Source organism: Hartmannibacter diazotrophicus (genome assembly GCF_900231165.1).
GTDB lineage: Bacteria > Pseudomonadota > Alphaproteobacteria > Rhizobiales > Pleomorphomonadaceae > Hartmannibacter > Hartmannibacter diazotrophicus.
In genome coordinates this window covers 4,503,309-4,523,752 of sequence record NZ_LT960614.1, presented here as the reverse complement: position 1 = coordinate 4,523,752, position 20,444 = coordinate 4,503,309, and the positions used below count along the sequence as shown (strand labels likewise).

The 20,444-nt window shown below is 64.0% G+C and carries 14 protein-coding genes; 9 read left to right on the top strand and 5 right to left on the bottom strand.

All coding sequences use genetic code 11. The annotated features are described in order from the left end of the window. The first annotated feature begins 120 nt into the window (after positions 1–120). The 3 genes from HDIA_RS20935 to HDIA_RS20925 all read left to right on the top strand — a co-directional run bounded on the left by HDIA_RS20935 (position 121) and on the right by HDIA_RS20925 (position 2,889). A complete protein-coding gene (locus HDIA_RS20935; protein ID WP_099557502.1) occupies positions 121–609 on the top strand; it encodes an NAD(P) transhydrogenase subunit alpha part 2 in 489 nt (162 codons plus the stop codon). Positions 610–613: 4 nt separating this feature from the next. After that, positions 614–2,011, top strand: coding sequence for an NAD(P)(+) transhydrogenase (Re/Si-specific) subunit beta (locus tag HDIA_RS20930; RefSeq protein WP_099557501.1), 1,398 nt, complete (start codon positions 614–616; stop codon positions 2,009–2,011). Positions 2,012–2,115: 104 nt separating this feature from the next. Next, on the top strand, positions 2,116–2,889 hold the full coding sequence (locus HDIA_RS20925; RefSeq protein ID WP_099557914.1) for a fumarylacetoacetate hydrolase family protein: 774 nt from the start codon (positions 2,116–2,118) through the stop codon (positions 2,887–2,889). A gap of 90 nt (positions 2,890–2,979) precedes the next feature. Here the strand turns inward: HDIA_RS20925 and sucD are convergent, their stop codons facing one another. From sucD to HDIA_RS20900, 5 genes are all read right to left on the bottom strand, one after another. Next, positions 2,980–3,864: a succinate--CoA ligase subunit alpha gene (gene sucD, locus HDIA_RS20920; RefSeq protein ID WP_099557913.1), complete on the bottom strand. Its 885-nt coding sequence runs from the start codon at positions 3,862–3,864 to the stop codon at positions 2,980–2,982. 12 nt (positions 3,865–3,876) lie between these two features. Then, entirely contained in the window at positions 3,877–5,040 is a 1,164-nt protein-coding gene (gene sucC / locus HDIA_RS20915) for an ADP-forming succinate--CoA ligase subunit beta (protein WP_099557912.1), read from the bottom strand. A gap of 288 nt (positions 5,041–5,328) precedes the next feature. Beyond that, complete coding sequence (gene frc / locus HDIA_RS20910; protein WP_099557911.1) at positions 5,329–6,606, bottom strand: formyl-CoA transferase; 1,278 nt, start codon at positions 6,604–6,606, stop codon at positions 5,329–5,331. Positions 6,607–6,792: 186 nt separating this feature from the next. Next, positions 6,793–8,532, bottom strand: a complete 1,740-nt coding sequence (gene oxc / locus HDIA_RS20905) for an oxalyl-CoA decarboxylase (RefSeq protein WP_099557910.1) — start codon at positions 8,530–8,532, stop codon at positions 6,793–6,795. 92 nt (positions 8,533–8,624) lie between these two features. After that, positions 8,625–9,341 carry a GntR family transcriptional regulator gene (locus HDIA_RS20900; protein ID WP_099557909.1) on the bottom strand — a complete coding sequence of 239 codons (717 nt, stop codon included), beginning with the start codon at positions 9,339–9,341 and terminating at the stop codon, positions 8,625–8,627. Between the two features lie 766 nt (positions 9,342–10,107). Here HDIA_RS20900 and oxlT point away from each other — a divergent pair. From oxlT to HDIA_RS20870, 6 genes are all read left to right on the top strand, one after another. Further along, a complete protein-coding gene (oxlT, locus tag HDIA_RS20895; RefSeq protein WP_099557908.1) occupies positions 10,108–11,403 on the top strand; it encodes an oxalate/formate MFS antiporter in 1,296 nt (431 codons plus the stop codon). A 419-nt stretch (positions 11,404–11,822) separates the two neighbouring features. Beyond that, positions 11,823–12,251, top strand: coding sequence for a PAS domain-containing protein (locus HDIA_RS20890; RefSeq protein WP_099559067.1), 429 nt, complete (start codon positions 11,823–11,825; stop codon positions 12,249–12,251). Positions 12,252–12,416: 165 nt separating this feature from the next. After that, positions 12,417–13,667, top strand: a complete 1,251-nt coding sequence (gene frc / locus HDIA_RS20885) for a formyl-CoA transferase (protein WP_099557907.1) — start codon at positions 12,417–12,419, stop codon at positions 13,665–13,667. Between the two features lie 667 nt (positions 13,668–14,334). Further along, positions 14,335–14,802, top strand: a complete 468-nt coding sequence (locus tag HDIA_RS20880; RefSeq protein WP_099557906.1) for a (2Fe-2S)-binding protein — start codon at positions 14,335–14,337, stop codon at positions 14,800–14,802. 14 nt (positions 14,803–14,816) lie between these two features. Next, positions 14,817–17,093 carry a xanthine dehydrogenase family protein molybdopterin-binding subunit gene (locus HDIA_RS20875; protein WP_099557905.1) on the top strand — a complete coding sequence of 759 codons (2,277 nt, stop codon included), beginning with the start codon at positions 14,817–14,819 and terminating at the stop codon, positions 17,091–17,093. A 424-nt stretch (positions 17,094–17,517) separates the two neighbouring features. Continuing rightward, positions 17,518–20,373 (top strand): phosphoenolpyruvate carboxylase, encoded by a 2,856-nt coding sequence (locus HDIA_RS20870; RefSeq protein WP_099557904.1) that lies wholly within the window; start codon positions 17,518–17,520, stop codon positions 20,371–20,373. Positions 20,374–20,444: the final 71 nt, after the last annotated feature.

Genomic DNA, 20,444 nt, shown 5'->3' with positions numbered 1-20,444 from the left:
GGCAGTCTTGCCATTCTCGGCTGCCGCACGGCGCGTGCTTTCCGATTTTCCTATCCCATGAGGCCAACCGAACCTCGCGCGGGGCACGGACCCCGCGACTGATCCAAGGGGACAACGACCATGGCAACACTTTCACCCGACGAGGCGCTGGAGCGCGCCCGGGCGGCGGCGGAGGCGGCCCGGCTTGCCGCCGACCAGGCCGCCGAGGCGGCCAAAGCCGCCGGCTCCATCGTGGACCAGCTTGCGGGCGCCGCGCATAACGGCCTCGACGACGGCATCGGCGCGGCCGTCCATTCCATGAGCGGGGGCGCGATCGATCCCTTCGTCTTCCGCCTGTCGATCTTCGTGCTCGCGATCTTCGTCGGCTACTACGTGGTCTGGTCGGTGACGCCGGCCCTCCACACGCCGCTGATGAGCGTCACCAACGCGATCTCGTCGGTGATCATCGTCGGCGCGCTGCTGGCGGTGGGCGTCGATCTGTCGACGTCGGCGTCGGCGGGCATGGCGCGCGGCTTCGGCTTCGTCGCCGTGATCCTTGCGGCGGTGAACATCTTCGGCGGCTTCCTGGTCACCAGCCGGATGCTGGCGATGTACAAGAAGAAGGGATAAGGCGATGTCCGCGAATGTGATGGCGAGCCTTTATCTCGTCTCTGCTGTTCTGTTCATCATGGCGCTGAGGGGGCTTTCCAGCCCCGTGACCTCGCGCAAGGGCAACCTCTACGGCATGGTCGGCATGGGGATCGCGATCCTCACGACGCTGGCCGGCATCCATCTCTCCGTCGGCTCGATCGCGCTGATCGTGATCGCGCTCGCCATCGGCGGCGGCGCCGGCGCGGTCATCGCCCGCAAGATCGCCATGACGGCGATGCCGCAGCTGGTCGCGGCCTTCCACTCGCTCGTCGGCCTTGCCGCGGTGATGGTGGCGGCCGGCGCGCTCTACGCCCCCTCGGCGCTCGGCATCGGCGAGGTCGGCTCGATCCACGGCCAGGCGCTGGTCGAGATGAGCCTCGGTGTCGCCATCGGCGCGATCACCTTCACCGGCTCGGTCATCGCCTTCCTGAAGCTCGACGGGCGGATGTCCGGCAAGCCGATCATGCTGCCCGGCCGGCACGTGATCAACATCGCGCTCGCCGCCGCCCTCGTCATCCTGATCGTCGTGCTGGTCAACACCGAGAGCCACGCCGTCTTCTGGCTGATCACGCTGGCGGCGCTGGCGCTCGGCATCCTGATCATCATCCCGATCGGCGGCGCGGACATGCCCGTCGTCGTCTCGATGCTGAACAGCTACTCGGGCTGGGCGGCGGCCGGCATCGGCTTCACGCTCGGCAACACGGCGCTGATCATCACCGGCGCCCTCGTCGGCTCGTCGGGCGCGATCCTCTCCTACATCATGTGCAAGGGCATGAACCGGTCGTTCATCTCGGTCATCCTCGGCGGCTTCGGCGGCGAGACGGCGGGCCCGGCGGGCGGCGCGGTGGAGACCCGGCCGGTCAAGCAGGGCTCGGCGGAGGATGCGGCCTTCATCATGAAGAACGCCGGCAAGGTGATCATCGTGCCGGGCTACGGCATGGCGGTCGCCCAGGCCCAGCATGCGCTGCGCGAGATGGCCGACAAGCTCAAGGAGGAGGGCGTCGAGGTCAAATACGCCATCCACCCGGTCGCCGGCCGCATGCCCGGGCACATGAACGTGCTGCTGGCAGAAGCGAACGTGCCCTATGACGAGGTGTTCGAGCTGGAAGACATCAACTCCGAGTTCGCCCAGGCCGACGTTGCCTTCGTCATCGGCGCCAACGACGTCACCAACCCGGCGGCCAAGACCGACCCGACCTCGGCCATCTACGGCATGCCGATCCTCGACGTCGACAAGGCCAAGACCGTGCTGTTCATCAAGCGCGGCATGGGATCGGGCTATGCCGGCGTCGAGAACGAACTCTTCTTCCGCGACAACACCATGATGCTCTTCGCCGACGCCAAGAAAATGGTCGAGAACATCATCAAGAACCTCGAGTGAGAGAGAGCTGAGGTTCCACTCCTGAGAAACGCAAGAGGCGGCGGCGGACGATCGGTCCGCTGCCGTCTTTCGATCAAGAAGACAATCAGACGGGAGATCAGACCATGACACGATGGGTGCGCTTCGACGACAACGGTACGGCGGCCTTCGGCACCGTCGAGGACAATGTCGTCCATGTGCATGAGGGCGACATGTTCGACGGTGCGACGGACACGGGGCGCACGCTTTCGGCCGATGGCCTCAAGCTGCTGCCGCCCTGCCAGCCGACCAAGGTGATCGCGCTTTGGAACAATTTTCGCGCGCTTGGCGCCAAGCTCGGCGTTTCGGCGCCCGAAGACCCGCTCTATCTCCTGAAGGCCGTCTCCAGCATCACCTCGCCGCAGGCCGATGTGCCGCGCCCGAAGGCCTATGACGGCCGCATCGTCTATGAGGGCGAGCTTGGGATCGTGATCGGCAAGCGGCTGGCCAATGCCAGCGTTACCGAAGCGGAAGACGGCATCTTCGGCTACACCTGCGTCAACGACATCACGGCCGGCGATCTCCTCAATAAGGACCCGAATTTCCCGCAGTGGGCGCGAGCCAAGAGCTTCGACGGCTTCTGCCCCTTCGGACCGGTGATCGCCACCGGCCTCGATCCGTCGACGCTGTCGATCCGCACCGTTCTCAACGGCGCCGAGCGGCAGAACTATCCGGTCTCGGACATGATCTTCCCGGCGGCGGACCTCGTCAGCCGGATTTCGCAGGACATGACGCTGATGCCGGGCGATCTGATCGCCTGCGGCACCTCGGTCGGCGTCGGCTCGATGAAGGAGCCGGTCAATATCGTCGAGGTCTCGATCGAGGGGATCGGGACGCTCTCCAACCGGGTGCTGTGCTGACGGACTGCCGTCTGTTTGCATCGAGACAAGAAAAGGGCCGCCTTTGGGGCGGCCCTTTTCGATTCATGCGTTGCCGAAAGCCCGACTGGCTCACGCCGCCTTCGAGGCGAGCGACTGGCGGATGGTCTCACCGACGAGATGTGGGCTCGGGGCGATGATCACGCCAGCGCCCGAGAGTGCCTTGATCTTGCTCTCCGCATCGCCGCGTCCGGCCTGGTTGAGCGCGCCGGCATGGCCCATGCGCCGTTCCGGCGGGGCGTTGCGGCCGACCACGAGCGCGACGATCGGAATCGATGGGCGAACCTGCTTGACGAAGTCGGCGACTTCTTCCTCCTCGTTGCCGCCGATCTCGCCGATGAGCACGATGCCGTGCGTCTCCGGGTCCTTCAGGAACATCTCGAGGCTCTCGCGCATGCCGAGGCCGTGCACCGCATCGCCGCCGACGCCGACGGTGGTGGACTGGCCGAGGCCGGCCGCGCTGACCTGGGCGATGACTTCGCTGGTGAGCGAGGCGGAACGGGAAATGATGCCGACATGGCCGCGGCGCTCCGGTCCGGTCGCCATGACACCGATCTTGCAGACGCCGGGCGCGAGGACGCCCTGCGAGTTCGGGCCGACGAGGATCGTCTTGGAGCCCTTCAGCGCATCGCGCACCCGCAGCATGTCGAGCACAGGAACGCGCTCGGTGATGGCGACGATGAGGGGCATTTCCGCCTCGATCGCCTCGATCATCGCGGCGGCGGCGTTGTCCGGCGGCACGAAGAGCATGCTGGCGTTGGCCTGGGTCGCCGTCATCGCTTCGGCGACGGTGTCGAAGACGGGCAGGCCAAGATGGAAGCGGCCGCCCTTGCCAGGGGTGACGCCGGCGACAACCTTGGTGCCGTAGGCGATCATTTCCGCGGTGTGGTGGCTGCCGGCCCAGCCGGTCATGCCCTGGCAGAGGACCCGCGTATTTTCGTCAACGAGAATGGCCATGACTGGCTCTCCTTATTTCGCGGCGGCGACGGCGCGCTGGGCGGCCGACCACATGTCCGGGCATTCGATGACCTTGCAGCCGAAGTTGGCGAAGCGGTTGCGGGCAAAGTCCGCATTCTTGCCGGCGAGGCGTACGATGGTGGGGCAGGAGCGCCCCGTGCGGCGCATGGCGATGCCGAGCCCTTCGGCGATGGTGTCGCAAGGCTGCATGCCGCCGCCGTGGACGTTGATGAGGATCGACTTGACCTGCGGGTTCTTCAAAAGCAGGCCGAAACCATAGGCGACGTCGAGGCTTTTCGCCGTCGTGCGGATGTCCATGAAGTTGGCCGGATTGCCGCCCGCCGCCTTGACCATGTCGAGGGTGGCAAGGCCGAGCCCGGCGCCGTTACAGGCAAGGCCGATGTTGCCGTCCAGTTCCATGTAGTTGAGCTGGCGGCGCTGGGCATTGACCTCGGTCTCGTCGAGGTCCTCCTCGTCCTGGTAGGAGGCCATCTCCGGCTGGCGGAAGAGGGCGTTGTCGTCGACGACGATCTTGGCGTCGGCGGCCATCAGGGCGCCCTCGTCAGTGACGACCAGCGGGTTGATCTCGATGAGGCTGGCGTCGACGTCGATGAAGGCCTGGCGCAGGCGTTCGACGAGATCGGCGAAACGATCGGCAAGTGAGGCGTCAAGGCCGAGGCGTCCGGCGAGATCCTTCGCACCGTCGAGGGCGGAGGTCCGGCCTGCGCCGAGCGACAGGCGCTCCAGCTTGAGGTCGCCGCGCCGGAAGCGCTCCTCGATGTCGTCGCCGCCGCCGAGCGAGGCCAGCACGACGATCTCGCCGGCCGAGCGATCGACGAAGAGCGAGACGTGCAGCGTGCGCCGGATCGGCATCGCGGCCTCGACCAACACACGCTTGACGAGGTGTCCCTTGGGGCCGTTCTGCTCGGTGACGAGGCGCTGGCCGATCAATGCGGCGGCGGCGGTTTCCACTTCGGTTGGCGTCTGGACAAGACGGACGCCACCGGCGCGGCCGCGGCCACCGGCGAGGATCTGGGCCTTGACCGCATAGGCCTTGACGTCGAGTTCGACGGCGATGTTTCTCGCCTCGTCAGGCGTCAGCGCGACGCGGCCGGGCGGCGAGGAGACGCCGAAGCGGGTCAGCAACCGCTTGGCCTGGAATTCATGCAGTTTCATGAGCGTCCTCCCACCTGCCGCCATCCCTTCGCAGGGGATGATCTTGCGAAAAGAGTGCAGCCTTCACACCCGATTGAAAAGGGGCAATTCGGAAAATCGTGATGACTGGAATGCAGTATGCCACGACAAACCGGCGCGTCAATGTATTGCCGGTGCGGCGTGTTGACCTCTCCAGATATTGGAGCCGACTTTCACGGCCGGCTGCAGTGTTCTGTCCTTGCGAGAAAGAAAAAAGGCGGCGGCATCCAAAGGAATACCACCGCCTGAGTGTCCCGCCAGGGAGGGAGATTATTCGGCGGCAACCTTTGACGTTACGCCGAGCGCGCCGGTCGCCAGAATATCCTCGATCTTGTCGTCGGAGAATTTCAGGACTTCGCGCAGGATTTCTTCGGTGTGCTCGCCGAGCAGCGGCGAACGGGTCACCTCCGTCGGGCTGTCGGACAGTTTGATCGGGTTGCCGACCGTCAGATACGAACCGCGGACCGGATGATCGACCTCGACGACGGTTCCGGTCGCGCGCAGCGACTCGTCCTCGGCGAGTTCCTTCATCGAAAGGATCGGGCCGCAGGGAATGTCGTATTTGTTGAGGATGTTCATCGCCTCGAACTTGTCCATGGTCATCGTCCACTGTTCGATGCGCGCAAAGATCGCGTTGAGACGGGGCAGGCGAGCCGCCGGCTTGGCATAGTCCGGGTGGGTCTTCCAGTCCGGCTCGCCGATGACGTCGCAGATCTTCTCCCAGACCGGGGCCTGGGTGATGAAGTAGATGTAGGCGTTCGGGTCGGTCTCCCAGCCCTTGCACTTCAGGATACGGCCCGGCTGGCCGCCGCCGCTGTCGTTGCCTGCGCGCGGCACGGCGTCGCCGAATTCGATGCCTTCACCGAACTGGCTGTATTCCCTCAGCGGACCGTGGGCGAGACGCTGCTGGTCGCGCAGCTTGACGCGGCAAAGGTTGAGCACGGCGTCCTGCATGGCAGCGCTGACCTTCTGGCCGCGGCCGGTGTGGGTGCGCTGGAAGAGCGCCGTGACGATGCCGAGCGCAAGATGCAGGCCCGTGCCGCTGTCGCCGATCTGGGAGCCGGTCACCAGCGGCAGGCCGTCGCGGAAGCCGGTCGTGGAGGCCGAACCGCCGGTGCACTGGGCAACGTTCTCGTAGACCTTGCAGTCCTCGTAGGGACCGGGGCCGAAACCCTTGATCGAGGCGAGAATGATCCTCGGATTGATCTCCTGGATGCGCTCCCAGGAAAAGCCCATGCGGTCGAGCGCGCCGGGAGCGAAATTCTCCACCATCACGTCGCAGATCTTGATCAGCTCCTCGAGAACCCGCTTGCCCTCGGGATTCTTGGTGTCGATCGTGATCGAGCGCTTGTTGTGGTTCAGCATCGTGAAATAGAGGCTATCCGCCTCGGGGACGTCCACCAGCTGACCGCGGGTGATGTCACCAACGCCCGGCCGTTCCACCTTGATCACGTCGGCGCCAAACCAAGCCAGAAGCTGGGTGCATGTGGGCCCGGACTGAACGTGTGTGAAATCGAGAATACGAACGCCTTCGAGCGCCTTGACCATGAATCCTCTCCTGCGGATATAAACTTTTCTTTTTATACCAAAGCCTGTGTACGTGGCATACCACGCACTGGCCATCCGCGTCGCTATGTCACCCGTTCCCCGGGCCGGCTCCCGGCCGAGATATCGGCCGGGAGCGGACTTGGGAGGATCGCCGGGCGATCAGCGTCAGTAACCGGTCGTTGCCGATTACTTCTTCTTCTTGACCACGCTCTGCGGGTTGAGGCTGCCGATGTTGCCGCTCTCGCTGCCGGCGGCCGGATCGATCACCGCGTTGATGAGGGTCGGCTTGCCGCTGTCCATGGCTTCGTCAACGGCGCGCTTCAGCTCGTCCGGGGTGGTGACGTTCACACCGACGCCGCCGAAGGCTTCCATCATCTTGTCGTAACGGGCATTCTCGACGAACACGGTCGTGCCCGGATCGCGGCCCGTCGGATCCTTGTCGGTGCCGCGGTAGATGCCGTTGTTGTTGAAGATGACGATGCAGACCGGCAGGTTGTAGCGGCAGATCGTCTCCACCTCCATGCCGGAGAAGCCGAAGGCCGAGTCGCCCTCGACCGCGAGGACCGGCTTGCCGGTTTCGACGGCGGCGGCGATGGCAAAGCCCATGCCGATGCCCATCACGCCCCAGGTGCCGACGTCGAGACGCTTGCGCGGCTGGTACATGTCGATGACGCCGCGGGCGAGGTCGAGCGTGTTGGCGCCCTCGTTGACGAGGATGGCGTCCGGACGCTCGGCAATGACGGTCTTCAGCGCGCCGAGGGCCGAATGGAAGTCCATCGGCGAGGAGTTCTTCATCAGCCGCGACGCCATCTTGGCGATGTTGGCGTCCTTCTTGGCGCTGATGGCGCCGGTCCACTCGGCCGAGGGAGCTTCCCACTTGCCGTCGATGCCGGACAGAAGCGCCTTGACGCAGGAGCCGATGTCACCAACGAGCGGAGCGGCGATCTCGACGTTGGAGTCCATCTCCTTCGGCTCGATGTCGATCTGGATGAACTTCTTGGAGCCGGCGGGGCCCCACTGCTTGCCCTTGCCGTGGCTGAGCAGCCAGTTGAGGCGGGCGCCGACGAGGACGACCACGTCGGATTCCAGCAGCGCCAGCGAACGGGCGGCACCGGCGGACTGCGGGTGGTTGTCCGGCAGAAGGCCCTTGGCCATCGACATCTGCAGGAAGGGGATGCCCGACTTTTCGACGAACGCACGGATGTCGTCGTCAGCCTGGGCGTAAGCCGCGCCCTTGCCGAGGATGATGAGCGGCTTCTTGGCGCCCTTCAGCACGTCCATCGCACGCTTGACGGCGGCCGGAGCCGGGAGCTGCTCGGGAGCGGGGTCGATCACCTTGACCAGCGACTGGGCGCCCTTTTCCGCGTCGAGAACCTGGCCGAAGAGCTTGGCCGGCAGGTCGAGGTAGACACCGCCCGGACGGCCCGAGCAGGCCGCGCGGATGGCGCGGGCGACACCGATGCCGATGTCTTCGGCATGAAGCACGCGGAAGGCGGCCTTGCAGAGCGGCTTGGCGATCGCGAGCTGGTCCATTTCCTCGTAGTCGCCCTGCTGCAGGTCGACGATCTCACGCTCGGAGGAGCCGGAGATGAGGATCATGGGGAAGCAGTTGGTCGTGGCGTTGGCGAGAGCCGTCAGACCGTTGAGGAAGCCGGGCGCAGAGACCGTGAGGCAAATCCCGGGCTTCTTGGTCAGGAAGCCGGCGATCGCGGCGGCGTTGCCGGCGTTCTGCTCGTGGCGGAACGAGACGACGCGGATGCCTTCTTCCTGGCACATGCGGCCGAGGTCGGTGATCGGAATCCCCGGAACGCCGTAAATGGTCTCGATGCCGTTGAGCTTCAGCGCGTCGATCACAAGATGGAAGCCATCGGTGAGATCGCGCTCTTCTTCAGTGGCGGCATCAATGGTTTGTGCTACTGCGGACATTCCGTTTTCTCCCGGACGTTCTTTAGGACTGTCTTGCTATAGGACTGTCTTGGTTGATCTTCTGCGATCCGTCTCGTGCCATTCGAAGCGACCTAGGCCTGCTGGCCAATCGCCTCAACGAATTGGGTCAGTCCCAGCGTATGCTGCCGGGACAGGGCCTCGGCCCGATCCGCATCCCTCTTTTCCAGCGCGTCGATGATGCCGAAATGGTCGTCGATCGAGCGCCGCCGGCGTTCAGCCCTGCCGATTGCAATCTGGCGGATGCCGCGCACATGCAAGAGCAGGTCCTCGGTCAGGTCGATCAGCGTCTGCGATCCGCTGAGACGGATGATCGCCTGGTGAAAATCCAGATTGGCCCGCGAGTATTCGCCAAGCGCCTCGGGGCCAAAATCCTCCACATTGCTGTCGGTGAACAGGTCACGCAAAGCCGAGACTTCCTCGGGCCTGGCGTTCAAGGCCACCAACCGAGCGGCAATTGCCTCAAGGGCGGCCCAGGCCTCGATAATCTCGATGATCTGGTCCGGCGACTTACGGACGACGACCACGCCGCGCCTTGGTACGGTGCGCACGAAGCCTTCGTATTCCAGCATCGCGATGGCCTCACGAACGGGCGTCCGCGATACGCCGTATTCCTTGGACAGCTGCCTCTCACCCAACTCAATCGTTTTATCCGTGCCATAAACATCCATCTCGACGATGGCCTGCTTCAGGGCCTGGTAAATGCGACGCTTGTTGGTTTGTCCGTTGTCCGGGGCCTTTGCACGGCGTCCGGACCCAGTCGGCCGTCTGACTTGCGCTCCCGGCCGCATCGTTCCTGATCTCTCCCCAGATGGCATTTCTTTGTTGGCATTACCGTTGGCATGCCAAATACCAGATGTCAATCGATCATGTGGCGCTTTGCCTCTCTTGACCTGTGGAATCGCGTCATCGTGTTCGCAGATAGGCCTGCGCGGGGTCGCGGCAAGGCGGCTGCAAGCCCTTTGGCGCAGGCCGTGCAGATGATCCCGGCCGCCCGGAGCAGGGCGGATGGGTGGCTCTCACCTCCATTGAATCAAGATGTTTCGGTGTTGCTGCATTGCGATGGCGCGATGGCTGCCTCATCGGGCGACGCCGAGGGGCCTGAAGAGACGGTCAGAAGGATTCACTCCGTCGCCGGCAAAGGATCTTTTCCCCCACGACACATTTGGCGTCACGATGAAGGTGCCCGACTGTCGTAAATCGTTTAACAATTTGAAAAGTCTTAGAAATCTATAAAGTTTGGCTTATTTCATTCAAGCCGGCTTGAAAAATTTAGAGGCCTCATTCCGGAGAACATTTTTCCGTGAAGGATATAATCAGTCTTACTGACTTGTTTTCCTTGGATCTGTCCAAAAAGTTTGTTTCTGTCACGTAACAAAATCTCGTCTGGTTGTATCTCAACGGATCGATTGCAACCATGAAAAGCTACTTAAAAACAGTGACTTTGTTTAAATTGCAGATCTTCAAAAAAAGGCAGTTGCCGTTTGGCATAATAGATACCAGTGTCTGGCCCTTCAGCGCGGCATCCAAGTCCGAACAAGCGTGAAGGGTTAGGAAATGACTCAATCGATTCAACACCAGGCATCAGCGCAACCTGTCAGCGACGGCTACCGTTGGGGACAGTTGGCCATCGGCGTCGTCTGCATGGTCATGATCGCCAATCTGCAATACGGCTGGACGTTCTTCGTTCCGGAAATCAAGCAATCCTTCGGCTGGTCACGGTCGGAAATCCAATGGGCCTTCACGCTCTTCGTCCTGTTCGAGACATGGCTGGTCCCTGTCGAAGGCTGGTTCGTCGACAAGTTCGGCCCGAAGATTGTCATTCTCATCGGCGGTGTGCTGTGCGGTGCCGGCTGGGTCATCAACTCGATGGCATCCGACATGTTCACCTTCTGCCTCGGCCAAGTTCTGGCGGGCATAGGCGCGGGATCGGTCTATGGCACGTGCGTCGGTAACGCGCTGAAGTGGTTCCCGGACAAGCGCGGCCTTGCCTCCGGTATCACGGCGGCGGGCTTCGGTGCCGGTTCGGCCCTCACCGTCTGGCCGATCCAGGCAACGATCGCCAACTTCGGCTACCAGCATGCCTTCCTGTGGTTCGGCCTCGGGCAGGGCATCATCATCGTCATCTTCTCCTTCTTCCTCTATGCGCCGAAGGAGGGACAGGTTCCCGAGGCTGAGTCCAAGGGCAACATCGTCCAGAGCAAGCGCCAGTACACGCCCCAGGAAGTGGTCAAGCACCCGATGTTCTGGCTCATGTACGCCATGTTCGTGATGGTGGGCTCGGGCGGCCTGGTCGTCACGGCCAACCTTGCTCCGATGGCCAAGGACCTCGGCGTCGCCGACATGTCGATCGCCTGGGGCATGACCGCCCTGACGCTGGCCGCCACCATCGACCGCGTGCTCAATGGCGTGACCCGGCCCTTCTTCGGCTGGATCTCCGACAAGATCGGCCGCGAAAACACGATGTTCATCGCCTTCGCGATCGAGGCCATCGGCATCTACCTGCTCTATCTGTGGGGCCACAACCACATCGCGTTCGTGATCCTGTCGGGTACGGTGTTCTTTGCCTGGGGCGAGATCTACAGCCTCTTCCCCTCCACCTGCACGGACACCTTCGGTTCCAAGTTCGCCGCGACCAACGCCGGTCTTCTCTACACGGCAAAGGGCACGGCGGCGCTTCTGGTGCCGTTCGGGACGGCTCTGGCCGGTGCCGGTAACTGGGGTCCGGTCTTCATCATCGGTGTCGTGCTCAACGCCCTGACCGCCTTCCTGGCGATCGGGGTGCTGAAGCCCTGGCGCCGCGGCATGCTGGCTTCCAACGCCCGCGCGGTGGATATGCAGCCTGCCGAATAAGGCACTCCAGCCCTGCCGGGTGCTGCATCCGGCAGGGCGTACAGACGTCTTGAACGTTGCTGTCGGGCCTGGATGCGGCTTTCTACAGATTCATTCAAGGCTCTGGCTGAAATAGGAATTTCGCCCTTTTCACCGTTCCGGTCCCTGCCAAGAAAACTGATCGTGATGCGCCGCTGACTTCGCAGGGACTTGACATTCATGTTGTTTGGCATGCCAAATGCCACCCGCTGGCGTGCCATGGTTCGGCGGCCGGTCCGATCCGCTTGCCAACGCGGCTGTCGTGCATGAGAGCAGGCGATCGGTGTGGGAGGACAGAGAATGACGCTATCTGGCAGACTTGGGCCTTCGGGTCACGAGACGGCTTCCGTCCGCCGAGTTTGCATGCCGGTGGCGAGCAGCATGGCGAACGGAGCCTGACCATGGCGTCGTTCGACCACGAGCAGCTCGTCGCGGTGATCCCCGACGCGGTCATCGTGTCCGGTCCTGACGGCCGGATCACGTTCTGGAACGCAGCGGCGGAGCGGATCTTCGGGTTTTCGGCCGAGGAGGCCATCGGGCAGTCGCTCGATCTGATCATTCCGGAGCGCCAGCGACCGGCCCACTGGAACGGCTATGAGAAGACGATGCAGACCGGGGTGACCCGCTACGGCACGTCGCTGCTCAAGGTGCCGGCGCTGCACAAGGACGGATCGAGCCTTTCGATCGCGTTCACGGTGGCGCTGATGCACGACGCCGATGGAACGATTTCAGGCATCGTCGCGGTCGTCCGCGACGAGACCGAGCGCTGGCAGCAGGACCGAGAGCTGCGGCGCAAGTTGAAGGAGTTGCAGGCGAAGGTCGCGGAGTAAAGCGTTTCCGCGTCCCTGCCGCGCCGGTTCGCCGCCAGGCGGAAAACCGGTTGCAAGCAAGTTTCCACCCTCGTCGGGTGGGAGTGTGATGTTCCGGGCCAAACGTCCTTTCCCGGCGGGCCTCCGGACGGAAAATGAAACGATTGAAAAGGGAGAAAGACCCAGATGAGTAAGCCACTCGAAGGGATCAAGATTATTGACTTCACGCACGTTCAGGCCGGTCCCGCCTGCACGCAGCTGCTCGCCTGGTTCGGCGCGGACGTCATCAAGGTCGAGCGTCCCGGCGCCGGCGACGTGACCCGCTCGCAGCTGCGTCACGTCAAGGACGCCGACGCGCTCTACTTCACCATGCTGAACTCCAACAAGCGCTCGCTGACGCTCAACACCAAGACGCCGCAGGGCAAGGAAGTGCTTGAGAAGCTGATCGCCGAATCGGACGTCATGGTCGAGAACTTCGGCCCCGGCGCGCTCGACCGTATGGGCTTCACCTGGGAGCACATTCAGTCGCTCAACCCGGGCATGATCCTCGCCTCGGTGAAGGGCTTCTCCGACGGCCACCACTACGAAGACCTGAAGGTCTACGAGAACGTCGCCCAGTGCGCCGGCGGTGCTGCCTCGACCACCGGCTTCTGGGATGGCCCGCCGACCGTTTCGGCCGCCGCTCTCGGCGACTCGAACACCGGCATGCACCTTGCCATCGGCATCCTCACGGCTCTGCACCAGAAGAACAAGACCGGCACCGGCCAGAAGGTCGCGGTCTCGATGCAGGACTCGGTGCTGAACCTTTGCCGCGTCAAGCTGCGCGACCAGCAGCGTCTCGACGCCCTCGGCTACCTGGAAGAGTATCCGCAGTATCCGCACGGCTCCTTCTCGGACGTCGTGCCGCGCGGCGGCAACGCCGGCGGTGGCGGTCAGCCGGGCTGGGTGCTGAAGTGCAAGGGCTGGGAAACCGACCCGAACGCCTACATCTACTTCACCATCCAGGGCCATGCCTGGGCTCCGATCTGCAAGGCGCTCGGCAAGCCGGAGTGGATCGACGATCCGGAGTACAACACGGCGGAAGCCCGCCAGGACAAGATCTTCGACATCTTCAATTTCATCGAGAGCTGGCTCTCGACGAAGACGAAGTTCGAGGCGGTCGATATCCTGCGCAAGTTCGACATTCCGTGCTCGCCGGTCCTGTCGATGAAGGAAATCGCCAACGATCCGTCGCTGCGCGAGAGCGGCACGATCGTCGAGGTCGACCATCCGAAGATCGGCAAGTACCTGACCGTCGGTTCGCCGATCAAGTTCTCGGACATGAAGGTCGAGGTGAAGGCTTCGCCGCTGCTCGGCGAGCACACCGACGAGGTGCTGCAGCAGCTCGGCTACTCCGCCGAGCAGATCGCCGAGATGCACGCGGCTCAGGCCGTCTGATCACGGATCAGCCATCTGGCCAGGGGCGGCACAGTCGAGCCGCCCCTGGCCAAGACGACAAACACGGGATGACGCGCTTCTTGCGCGCCATCCTTTTTTATTTTCAGGCCCGCGCCGGCCGCAGGCGGCCCTCGTTCACACCCTTCGCAGGCACCCGAACGACGCTCGGGAAATCCTGCCCCGCGAGCGGCCCGCCGCGCCTTGCGCCTCGCCGGAAATGGCCCCGGGCCACAATTTCGGGCGACGCCGCGGCTTTTGCCTTCTCGTCGTGCCAATTTCATCCGGCCTGAGTGGCATAGCGTTTCAATTCTTCCAAACAACCGGATGAACCTCCTAGGCTCGCCGCAGGAGGGGACAAGCAAGCCGCGAGCCCATCTCCGCCGACGAGCCGCTGGCGACTTCCGCATCCGGCAGTCGGCCTCTTCTCCGGTCCGGACGGACGGACGGACTTGTCCGGCCTGGAGCGCGTCCATCCGCATGCAGCAAATTGAGCCTCCGCCTGCGCTCAATGGTGTTCGGTCACGTTCGACCCCCTGGGGCACCTCTGCCGTTCCGTTTCGTCGCCCCGGCATCCAACGCGCCGGACAGCGCGCCGGGACGGCTTGCCCGCCGCCTGTCGCCGCACGGATCGATCGCATGCAGTCATGCAGGAGACAGGGAGGGAACGATGAAAGAAAAATTCTCGATTAAGATCGACGGCACCATGCGGGACATCACGGCTGATCCCGAGATGCCGCTGCTCTATGCGCTGCGCGGCGCACTCGAACTCAAGGGGCCGAAATTCGGCTGCGGGCTTGCCCAGTGCGGCGCCTGCACGGTTCTCATGGACAACCAGCCGATCCGCTCCTGCGTGACCCCGGTCTCGGCGGTGGACGGAGACATCCGCACGCTCGACGGCCTCGGCACCGAGGAAAAGCCGCATCCCGTTCAAGCCGCCTTCATGGCCGAGGAAGTCCCGCAGTGCGGCTACTGCACCAATGGCTGGATGATGTACACGGTCGCGCTCTTGGAGCGGAATCCCGACGCCACGGACCAGGACATCCGTGACGAATTCGTCGGCCTGAAGTGCCGCTGCGCCACCCACATGTCGATCATGCGGGCGGTCAAGCGCGCGGCCAAGGAAATGCGGACCTGAGGGGGGATGGGAAAATGATCAATCCAAGCCTTGCGCGCCGCGATCTGCTCAAAGCCGGCGGCGCTCTTGTCGTCGCGTTTGCCGTGCCGGCCGGCATTCTGGAAACCACCGATCCTGCTGCGGCGCGCGCGACCAACAGGCCGCTCGATCCCGCCTCGCTCGATTCGTGGATCGCCGTCTCCTCGGACAACACCGTCACGGTGTACTGGGGCAAGATGGACATGGGCCAGGGAACCGACACGGGCATCGCCATCATGGCGGCCGAGGAACTGGATGTCGGCATCGACCGCGTCAACGTGATCCAAGGCGACACCGCGCTCACCGTCGATCAGGGCGGGGCGTCGGGCAGCACCGGCGTGCAGGAGAGCGGCGTCGCTATTCGCAACGCAGCGGCCGAGGCGCGCCGGGTGCTCATGGACATGGCCGCCAAGAAACTGGAACTTCCCGCCGATGCGCTGACGGTGAAGGACGGAACAGTCGTCGCGGTCGCGGACGCCTCGAAATCGGTGACCTATGGCGAACTTGTCGGCAACCGCTATTTCTCGTCGACCATTCAGTGGAACGGGAAATACGGCAACAGCCTCACCCTGAAGAGCAAGTTTCCCCCGAAATCGCCGGATCAGTACACCCTCGTCGGGACCGAAGTGCCGCGCAAGGACGTGCCCGGCAAGGTCATGGCGACACGCAGCTATGCCCATCACATGGTCTTGCCCGGCATGCTGCACGGGCGAATGGTGCGCCCACCCGTTGCCGGAGCGGTTCCGGTCGAGGTCGATACGGCATCGGTGGCCCCGTTCGCGGCGCAGGTCGTGTGGAAGGACCATTTCCTTGGCGTCGTGGCAGAGGAAGAGTGGGACGCGATTCGTGCGTCGCAGGAGTTGAAGGTGACCTGGTCGGACCCTTCGCCGCAACTGAAGACGACCACGTCCGGACTGCACGACTACATCCGCGGCGCAAAGGTCATGTCGGAAAAGCACACGACGGAAGACGGCGACGTGGACGGCGCTATCAAAGGCGCGCCGAAGCAGATCACTGCCCAGTACGAATGGCCATTCCAAAGTCATTCGCGCATGGCTCCGGCCTTCGGTCTGGCCGATGTCACGCGGGACGGGGTGACGGTGTGGACGGATTCGCAAAAGCCGCATTCGGTCCGGCCCGGTGTCGCCGATGTGCTCGGCATTCCGGAGGAAAACGTCCGGGCGATCTGGATGCCGGGTCCGGGGTCCTACGGGCGTTCGGACGCCGATGACGGCGCGGCGGATGCGGCGGTTCTATCGGCGGCGGTCGGTCGACCCGTGCGCGTGCAGTGGATGCGCCACGAAGGCATTGCCTGGGATCCGAAAGGCGTTGCTGCCGTCACCACGGGCAGGGCGGGCCTCGATGCGGATGGCAACGTCGTCGGCTACAACTTCACCATCAAGGCCTTCTCCCGCAGCAACATGCGCTCGCGCGGCGACGAGGCGGGCTCGCTGCTGGCCGGCCATCTGCTGGAGCGCAAGCCCGAAAATGGCTACGCCTCCCGGTCGCCGGAGCAGTCCTACAAGTTCGCCACCATGCGCTACACCGAACAGGTGATCGATCCGCTTCTGCTGACCGCTTCGCCGCTCAGGACCGCGCATATGCGTGACCCGATGGGGCCGGAGGTGCATTTCGGGCAGGAGAGCTTCATCGACGAGGTGGCGCTGGCGGCGAACATGGACCCCGTTGCCTTCCGGCTGAAATATCTGACGGACCCTCGCGATATCGCGGTGGTGGAGACGGCCGCCAAGGCGGCGAAGTGGCAAACGCGCGTCGGTCCCAATCCCGATCCGGGCGAGGGCGACATCCTGAAAGGGCGTGGCATTGCCTATGCGCAGCGTGGCGGTCCAGTCAACGCGGTCGTCGCCGAAGTCGAAGTGAACCGGAAGACGGGCCGGGTCTGGGTGCGGAAATTCACCGTCGCCGCCGACCACGGCCAGGTCATCAACGCCAGGGCGATCCGCTCGACCATCGAGGGCAGCGTCATGATGGCTCTCAGCCGCACGCTGTTCGAGGAGGTGGATTTCGATGAAGCGATGGTTCGCTCGCACGACTGGGACTCCTATCCGATCATGGAGATGCAGGACATCCCGGAAGAGGTCGAGATTCACCTGATCGAGCATCCCGAACTCGGGCCGCTGGGCGCTGGCGAATCCTCGACCCGCATCGTGCCGGGTGCGGTCGCGAACGCCTTCTTCGATGCGACGGGCGTCCGTCTGCGCAAGATGCCGATGACGCCGGATCGCGTGCTCGCGGCGCTTGGGAAAGCGTAGGACAGCGCGCAGGGCATTCACAGGACGGGCGCCTCTGGCGCCCGTTTTTCTATTGGCACGATCTGCTGGCCTGTTCCCAGCCGGGCGCGCCCGCGGCGGGAGGCGGCCTTCGGGCCGCGGTGCTCGCGGTATGAATCCAGGATCGCCAAGCGGATGAGGGTGCCGGCGCATTATCCGGCGGCGAAACTGTTTTACCGGCCGACGGGTGCCGCCTTGCAATCGGGCATTCTATTCTCCGTTTCGGTTCCGAATCCTGCCTCTAAACGCATGAATTTCCGGGGCTTTGCCGTCATGCTCCGGCATCCGCCCGAATGTCGTACGGCGCTTTGCCTTGCATGCCTCTTTATTGATCACCGTGGTGTCTTGCCGGGGGACGCGTCCTGCGTCTAATCATGAGGCGAAACCAGACGGAAGTGAGGTCGACATGGATAGCGCAGCCATCGTTCAAGGGCCGCTCACCGATCCTGCCACCCTCGAGGCGCAGTGCCGCAGCCGCCTGGAGAGCTTTCGCGGGCGCCTGAGGGACGAGCCGCGATACAATCCCGTGGCGCAGCTTTCCTTCGAACTTTCCCGGGACATGGAAGCCGGCAAGCTGGCCCACGAGGACCTGATCAATCTGGCCCGCCGGCTCGGGCAGGAATCCTTCGAGGCGCGGGCCGAAGGGCTTGGCGCCTATGTCGGCCCGGTCGCCCTCAAAGACAACGTGGACCGGCTGAGGGCGGCGATCGAGAAGCTGATCGGCAGCGGCGGCTCCTTTGAGGACGATCTCGCGCTTCTGGAGCGCGCCCGCATCGGCATCGTCTTCACGGCCCATCCGACCTTCCTCCTGAAGCGCAGCCAGCGTCAGGCGCTGGCCCGCAAGGCGAGCGGCCACGACGTGGCGACGCCGTCCGATCCTCTCGGTCCCGATTCGCCGATGACGCTGCAGATCGAGCACGCGGCGACGCTCGACGCGCTCGATGCCGCGAAGGCGGCTCTCGTGACCTTCACCCGCGTTGCGGTCGCCGTGATGAAGGAGCGCCATCCGGACGACTGGAAGCAGACCAATGTCGGCTTTTCCGGGCTCGGGACCTGGATCGGCTATGACCTCGACGGGCGCACGGACATCCGCTGGAGCGATACGTTCCGCTTCCGGCTGGCGGAAAAGGTTCACCAGATCTCCCGCTACGAGACGGTCCTGGAACGGATTTGCGACAAGTTTCCCGGCGCTGCCGAGGAGAACAGCCGCATCGGCCAGCTGTCGCTGCGACTGAAGCGGCTTCGCGCCTGGAGCGCCTGGGTCCACGAGGCCTTTTCCCAGGAACCGCTCGACAAGGGCTCGCTCGACACGGCGGCCGACCTTCTGACGTCGGACCATCCGCACAAGGAGGTGAGTGTCGACGCGCTCGTCGCCATGCTCAACGAGGCGATCGAGGAGGCGCCAGACGATCTGGCGATCGAGCTGATCACCCTGCGCAGCGAGATGAAGTCGCTCGGCTTCGGCGTCGGCGAGGTGCACATGCGCATCAACGCCACGCAGCTTCACAATGCGATCATGCAGCATCTCGACATGGAGTCGGAGGAGCAGATCGGTAGCCGGTCGATGATGGACCGCCTGGCGGGCCTCATCCGCGACGCCGAGCCGCTGAAGGTCAATTTCGGCTCGCTCGACATCGAGCAGAAGACGGCGCTGCGCATGTTCATCATCGCCGCGCAGATCCTGAAGCATGTCGACCGCGACTGCTCGATCCGCATGCTGATCGCCGAATGCGAACTGCCGGCGACGGCGCTGACGGCCTTCTATTTTTCCAAGCTCTTCGGCGTCGACCACAAGATCGACGTCTCGCCGCTGTTCGAGACGCCTGCAGCGCTGGAAAGCGCCTCGCGGTTCTTCGAGGCCCTGGCAAGCACGCCTGAATATTGCGAGATGGTGCGCAAGCGCGGCCGGATCGCGATCCAGACCGGCTTTTCCGACTCCGGCCGCTTCATGGGCCAGATTCCGGCGGCCCTGGCGATCGAGCGTCTTCACGGCCAGCTTGCCCGCACCTGCGAGCGTCACGGCCTGACCGACGTCGAGGTCCTGATCTTCGACACCCACGGCGAATCGGCGGGGCGCGGAGCGCACCAGCGTTCCTTTGTCGATCGCTCGCTCTATGTGTTCAGTCCGTGGGCCCGGATGCAGTTCGAAACGCTCGGGATCAAGGTCAAGCACGAGGTGACCTTCCAGGGCGGCGACGGCTTTGTCTATTTCGAAACGCCGGAGCTTGCCCTTGCTACGGTCAGCCGCCTGATCGAGGCTGAAGCGGACTGGCGCGATCTTGCCGGCGAGGATGCGCTTTATTCGCGGACGAATTTCTCGCTCGACTTCTATCGCCGGGTCGCCAATTTCCACGATCACCTGCTGGATGACCGGGCCTATCACGTAACTCTCGGCTCCTTTGCGCCCGGTCTTCTCAACGAGACGGGCTCGCGCAAGTCGCGGCGGCAGTTCGACGTCTCGGCCAGCGACGTGCATCAGGTGCGCAAGTTCCGGGCGATCCCGCACAACGCCATCCTGCAGCAGCTCGGTCATCCGCTGACGGTGATCGCGGGCTTCGGCACGGCGATGCGCGGCGACGAGGACCGGTTCGTGGACGTCTATGCGACATCGGACCGGCTGCGCCGGCTGACGTCGCATGTCAGCGAGATGAAAAAGCGGTCGAGCATCAAGGCACTGGCGGCCTTCGCGGTGCTCTACGATCCGGTCTTCTGGTCGACCCGGCCCTATGCGGGGGCGGAACCGCATCTGGCCGAGCCATGTCTCTTCATCACCCAGCTTCTGGAAGAGGACGATAGGGCGGCCTCGATCAGCGCGATGGCCGTGAAGCTCAGGCTCGACGCCATCTGGCTGCACCGGGTGCTCGATCGCTGCGGGCTCAATCCGGGTTCGGAGGTCAGCGAGAAGCGGCAGCGGCTCGACATGCTGCACGCGGTGCGACTGGCGCTTCTCCAGCACATTTTCCTCATGGCGGCCCGCGTGCCCCGGTTCTCGACGCGCAACGACATTTCGCGCGACGACATCATGCAGCTCATCTTCGCGCTACGCATTCCCGAGGCCGTCGCGCTGCTGCACGATGCCTATCCGGCCGACGGGGCGGACATGTCGGGCTATAAATTGCGTGAATCGTACACATATCCGGGCGAGGCGCCGGCCAACTACGAGTCCCTGAGCGCGCGGCTGATCGATCCGATCACGGAATGCCACGCGGCGATTCTCGAAATCGGAGCGGCCATTGCGCTTGAGTTCGGCGCTCATGGGTGATCGAATGGCGTCCGGTATGCAAAAAATCGGACGCCATAACGCCTGAACGCCGGGATTCAGAGAGGAACCCC